Raw genomic sequence first — 620 nt, 5'->3', positions numbered from 1 at the left:
AAAAAGATTTGACTTAAAACTGAGGTATTGGGATGAGGACAATGCGATTTTCTAAAAATCACTTAAGTTTTTGAAAGAGCCTCTAAAAAATTTACTTGAATGTTTATATATGATGTAAATCATACATTACTTATAATTGTAAATATTTTTACAATTAAATAAGAGGTGAATTAAATGAGTAAAAATAGAATTTTTGCATTTTTTATTCTCTTTGCACTTCTTATAATGTCTGCTGGTGTCACTTTCGCATCAGATGTTGACAACACAATCAATGAAATTAATGATTTATCAATAGATGAATACAATGACATTTCATATGATATTGATGACGACAATTTGGATGATGCAGACTACGACGACGAGGACGACCTGGACGATGAAGACTGGGAAGACTACGACGACGAAGATGACCTGGACGATGAAGACTGGGAAGACTACGACGACGAGGACGACCTGGACGATGAAGACTGGGAAGACTACGACGACGAAGATGACCTGGACGATGAAGACTGGGAAGACTACGACGACGAGGACGACCTGGACGATGAAGACTGGGAAGACTACGACGACGAGGACGACTTAGATGATGAAGACTGGGAAGACTACGACGACGAAGATGA

At 38.5% G+C, this 620-nt stretch carries 1 protein-coding gene; it reads left to right on the top strand.

The window, feature by feature from the left end; translation table 11 throughout:
* Positions 1–174: 174 nt before the first annotated feature.
* The coding region (locus E7Z81_RS10065; RefSeq protein ID WP_292747258.1) for a hypothetical protein at positions 175–620 on the top strand (446 nt) is incomplete at its 3' end.

The organism is Methanobrevibacter sp. (assembly GCF_015062935.1).
In the GTDB taxonomy this organism is placed as follows: Archaea; Methanobacteriota; Methanobacteria; order Methanobacteriales; family Methanobacteriaceae; genus Methanocatella.
This window is presented reverse-complemented; position numbering and strand designations above follow the sequence as displayed.